The 4,994-nt window shown below is 49.9% G+C and carries 3 protein-coding genes and 1 pseudogene; all 4 read left to right on the top strand.

The genetic code is table 11. The features are described 5' to 3' along the window. The coding region (locus VIM87_RS22885; protein WP_331999251.1) for a SusC/RagA family TonB-linked outer membrane protein at positions 1 to 2,288 on the top strand (2,288 nt) is incomplete at its 5' end. A 10-nt stretch (positions 2,289 to 2,298) separates the two neighbouring features. Then, on the top strand, positions 2,299 to 3,438 hold the full coding sequence (locus tag VIM87_RS22880) for a prolipoprotein diacylglyceryl transferase (RefSeq protein ID WP_331999250.1): 1,140 nt from the start codon (positions 2,299 to 2,301) through the stop codon (positions 3,436 to 3,438). Next, positions 3,435 to 4,607 (top strand): DUF4185 domain-containing protein, encoded by a 1,173-nt coding sequence (locus VIM87_RS22875; RefSeq protein ID WP_331999249.1) that lies wholly within the window; start codon positions 3,435 to 3,437, stop codon positions 4,605 to 4,607. The genes VIM87_RS22880 and VIM87_RS22875 overlap by 4 nt, the downstream gene beginning before the upstream one ends. A 10-nt stretch (positions 4,608 to 4,617) precedes the next feature. After that, positions 4,618 to 4,994, top strand: a pseudogene (locus VIM87_RS22870) (glycoside hydrolase family 92 protein); the annotation flags it as partial.

The following is a 4,994-nucleotide window of genomic DNA, read 5'->3' as shown; positions in this document are numbered from 1 at the left end:
ACCTTAACCTGTTTAAGAACGGGCAGGACCCTTACGGGCATCCCAATGTGAACTGGTACGATGCCATCTTTAAACAGTACAGCTACCAGCAAAATACCAACCTGGATATTTCCGGTGGTAATAACGTGGTGAAATACTTTATTTCCGGCGGTGCGCTGAACCAGAATGGGCTGGTGCGCAGCTTTCCTGATCCGCGGGGGAACGTTAATACCAACTACAATTTTAAACGGTATAATTTCAGGTCTAACCTGGATCTGAAGGCTAATAAAACACTGGACCTGCGGCTGGATGTAACCACCCGCTTTTCCACCACCAATTCGCCTAACCTTACGGCTGCCAGCGCTTTATCGGAAGTGTTCGACTTTAGCCGCTTAACGCCTTTTACAGCTCCCTTCCTGAATCCGGATGGATCTTACGCTTACGCCTACTCGCGTTTCAATAGCGGGCATTTGCCTACCCTGAATGCAAGACTGGCCACCGGTGGTTACCAGAATGCAAAGCGAACGGATTATAACATTATGTTCAATGCTACCCAGCAGCTGAATGCTATTACCGATGGATTATCTGTGACCGCGCGGGTGGCTTATTCCAGCCAGGAGCAATATACCCGGGGCACTGGTAACTACGGGCCTATCCCGTCTTACCACTATGATCCGGCCAGTAAGTCATACCTGCTGAATCCCGGCGGTACCTATGTATTCCCGAATATTTACTATAGCGGCAATACAAATATTTATACCACCAATGTGAATGTGCAGCTGTTTTCCAATTATGACCGCACTTTTAATTCCAAACACCATGTAAGCGGCCTGGTACTAATGAATCAGCAGTCGCAGACCTTTGATGCGTATGATCAACTGGATCCCGCATCCGTAGGCGTACCGGCAAAGTTCCAGGGCGTATCTGTATCCGGTAACTATGAGTATGACGGAAAATATCTGTTAGACCTGAAAGCGGCCTATAACGGAACCGACCGGTTTGCAGCTAACCACCGCTTTGGGCTTTTTCCCGCCATCGGCATCGGGTATAATTTAACCGGAGAAAAATTCTTCAAAGAAGCCTTCCCTGTGTTTGGACTGTTCAAGATCCGCGGTTCCTATGGCATTGTAGGTTCGGATGCAGCGCCTAATAACCGGTATATTTATGCACAGAACTATATTCAAAATCAAAATAACTATCCGTTCGGGGAATCGCCCATTAATTACAACATGTTCTATGAGGGCAACCTGGCAAATGGCAATGTGGTATGGGAAAAGCAAAAGGAAACCAACCTTGCGCTGGACCTGAATATGCTGAAGGATAACCGGCTTTCCGCTACCATCGAAGTGTTCCGTAACATCCGTTACGATCAGCTGATAGTGCCTAACAATGTGCCGGATATTATTGGCATAGGTTTGCCGGCTATAAACGTGGGGCGTACACGTAACCAGGGCTTTGACGGGCAGATAGGCTATCACAGCAGCATTGGCAATGTACAGTGGGGAACAAACTTTGTATTCTCCTATGCAAAAAATAAGATCCTGTATGAGAGTGAAGCAGCGCCGGCATATGCCTGGCTGGCACGCACCGGCCAGCCGCTGAACCAGCCGTTCGGGTATCATTCCTTAGGGTATTATACCGAGCAGGATCTTGCAAATGTAACAGCCTATCAGAATGCTAATGGCGGCAGCAATGCCGGTAATAAAACAATAGCCATCCCGGATAACGGGCTGCCATTGCATGCAGGCGACCTCAAATACCAGGACCTGAATGGCGATGGCTTTATTAATATCTTTGATCAGCGGCCTATCGGGCATCCTAATTTGCCGAATACCAACCTGGGTTTAAACCTGCAGGCATCTTACAAAGGTTTTAGTGTAAGCGTGCTGCTGCAGGGCTCTTTCAACTACAGCTTTATTATTACAGGCACCGGTATAGAGCCGTTCATAGGGCAGTTCCAGCCTATACACCTGGAATCCTGGACGCCTGAGAATGCAGCCGCTGCAGGGTATCCCAGGCTTACCACCAATAAGTCGTCTGTGAACAGCCCTACGTATTACCCATCAGATTACTGGCTGGTGAATGCGCATTATGTGCGCCTGAAAACAGTGGATATTGGTTACCAGTTCCCAACCCGGATGTTGCCTTTCAAGCTGAACAGCGCACGGCTTTATATGAGCGCGTACAACCTGTTCACCTGGGATAACTACCGTAAGTACCAGCAGGATCCTGAGATCAGCACCAATACCGCCGGAGATGCGTATATTAACCAGCGTGTGCTGATCATGGGGCTGCAGATCAGTCTTTAAAATATGCCGTATGTTCCCGACTATAGGAGACCTCGTCAGCTATTTATTCCCTATACCCGTAAAGGTCAATTTACAGACCTTCGGTACCTTGATGGCCCTGGCTTTTGCCGGGGCCTATGTTGTGTTTGTGGCGGAGTTTAAAAGGAAGGAAGCGGATGGTACTATCCATGCAATAGCGGTTAAAGAAACGGAGGGGCTGCCGGCATCTCCGCTGGAACTATTGCTGAATGCGGGCCTGGGCTTTTTGTTGGGATATAAAGGGCTGGATGTATTGTGGGCCCTTTTCCGGGGAGATGATCCTGCACCCGGTTTTCTTTCCTTACGGGGTAATATAGTGGCAGGCCTTATCCTGGCCCTTGTTTGGGGAGCATGGGTGTATATAGACCGGCAAAGATCGCGGTTGGCGGAACCCAGGGAAATAGTTCGCTATATTCATCCTTACCAGCTGATGCCCTTCATTACTTTTATGGTGGGCGTATGGGGTTTCCTGGGCGCCAAGCTGTTTGACGCAGCGGAGCATTTCCAGGAGCTGCGGTACCAGCCGCTGGAAGTGTTGTTGTCGCGCAGCGGCTTTACTTATTACGGAGGGTTGATCTTTGGCGCCTTAACTTACCTGTACATAGGATACCGGAATAAGATCCCGCTGATCCATATGGCGGATATCGGTTCACCGGGCATGATGCTGGCTTATGGCATTGGGAGGATCGGCTGCCAGCTGTCGGGCGATGGTGACTGGGGCATTGTGAACCGGCATGTTAAACCTGCCTGGATGCCGCAATGGGCATGGGCTTCCACCTACCCGCATAATGCCATTGATGCAGGCGTGTATATTCCGGGCTGCACCTTGCAGCATTGCCATGAGCTGCCGCTTGGCGTGTATCCCACACCGTTTTATGAAGCCGTTCTATGCATCCTGCTGTTTGGTGTAATGTGGATGCTGCGGAAACGGTTGAAAACACCCGGTGCTATGTTCTTTTTATTTCTTATACTGAATGGTGCAGAGCGGTATTTGATAGAGCTGTTACGCATTACGCCAAAGTACCCGGTATGGGGTATGCAGCTAAGCCAGGCGCAAATGATAGCTTTGCTGTTCATAGCCGGCGGAGTAGCCGGTACTATTTTAAAACGTAAAAAACTTTCATGGATATGAAGAGAATGTTGTTCACTGCAATAGGTGCATTACTGCTTTGCCACGCTCACGCGCAAACGCCGGACCTTACACCGCCGCAGTTTAAGGTAGAGGAAGCCCCGGAATGGTCGGCGCTTTTTATCCGGAATAACGGATGGTTTGGCGGAGACGGCATCTATACCATCCCGTTTAACGGCAGGGAGCATCAGGCATCGGACAGCCTGCTTTTTATATTCAGTGATTCCATGATCGGCAGCATTGAGAATGATTCGCTGCTGCCAGGGTCCAGGATGATCCATAACAGCGTGGCTACGTTAAAGGGGCATTTACCGGACAGCACGCAGATGCATTTTGAATGGGATCAGAATGAAAAAGGGGAAGCAGTGCCGGTGTTTGAGCCGCATACCTCCCTTACCGGGAAAACAGATTACTACTGGCTGGGCGATGGTTTTGTGAACCAGGAGCAGGATAATACCCTTTATATTTTTGGTTACCGGATCCGGAATGTATCAGATGAAGCATTTGGCTTCCGTGAGGTGGGTAATACGCTGATCAGGATCCCTGCAGGCAGCAAGCCCCCGTTTAAAGGCTATAAGGAAATGGATACGCCTTTGTTCTTTAAAGATAAAGACGGGCATACCGGCTCTTATGGCGCGGGCATTTTTGTGAATACCGCCAAAGCAGGTGCGCCTGCGCCGGATGGTTACGTGTATGTGTATGGGGTGCATGGCATGGCAAAACAAATGGTAGTGGCCAGGGTAAAGCCTGCCGCCTTTGATAAATTTGATCAGTGGCGTTTCTGGGATGGCGCGGGCTGGAATAAGGAGATGAGCAAGGCTGCAGATGTAACGGATAAGGTATCAAATGAATTAAGCCTGTCGCCCCTGGGGGATGGCCGTTACATCCTGGTATTCCAGGAAGGCGGTCTGAGCACCCACATCAGCATGCGCATAGGCGCCAGCCCCGTAGGGCCTTTCGGGCCTGTTACCCGGTTATGGGATTGCAGCAGCGATGCTGAGGAGAAAACGTATGTTATGTATAACGCCAAAGCGCATCCGGCCCTTTCAGCGCCGGGAGAGCTGCTCATTAGCTATAATGTAAACTCAGTGGAGTTCTTAAAAGATCTGCAAAAGCATCCTCATTTATACCGCCCGAGATTCATCAGGCTAAAAATTAATTCGCTAAAATAACGCAGGGGGGATGAAGCATTTATCAGTAACACTGGCCCTGGTGATGGGAGGCATGCTGCAAGGCTTTGGCCAGGATAACCTGGTGCAGTATGTGAACACCAGGCAGGGCACCAACAGCAAGTATGAATTCTCCTATGGTAATACCTATCCCGCCACTGCGCTGCCATTTGGCATGAATACCTGGACGCCGCAAACCGGCAGGAACGGCGATGGCTGGAAGTACCAGTATTTTGTGCATACCATCCGTGGCTTTCAGCAATCGCACCAGTGCAGCTCATGGGTGAATGACTATGCTGTTTTTTCGCTTTTCCCCGAAGCAGGTGAGCTGGTGGTGGATGAGGATAAACGGGCCGCTTCATTTAAGCATGAGCAGGAGATAGCCCAGCC

Origin of the sequence: Chitinophaga sp., from assembly GCF_036569125.1 — a bacterium.
In the GTDB taxonomy this organism is placed as follows: Bacteria; Bacteroidota; Bacteroidia; order Chitinophagales; family Chitinophagaceae; genus Chitinophaga.
The sequence above is the reverse complement of the archived record's forward strand: the minus strand, read 5'-3'. Positions and strand labels throughout refer to the sequence as shown.

Coding starts and splice junctions, on each gene's coding strand:
- VIM87_RS22875 (WP_331999249.1), top strand. CDS start 3,435: ATGAAGAGAATGTTGTTCACTGCAATAGGTGCATTACTGCTTTGCCAC.
- VIM87_RS22880 (WP_331999250.1), top strand. CDS start 2,299: ATGTTCCCGACTATAGGAGACCTCGTCAGCTATTTATTCCCTATACCC.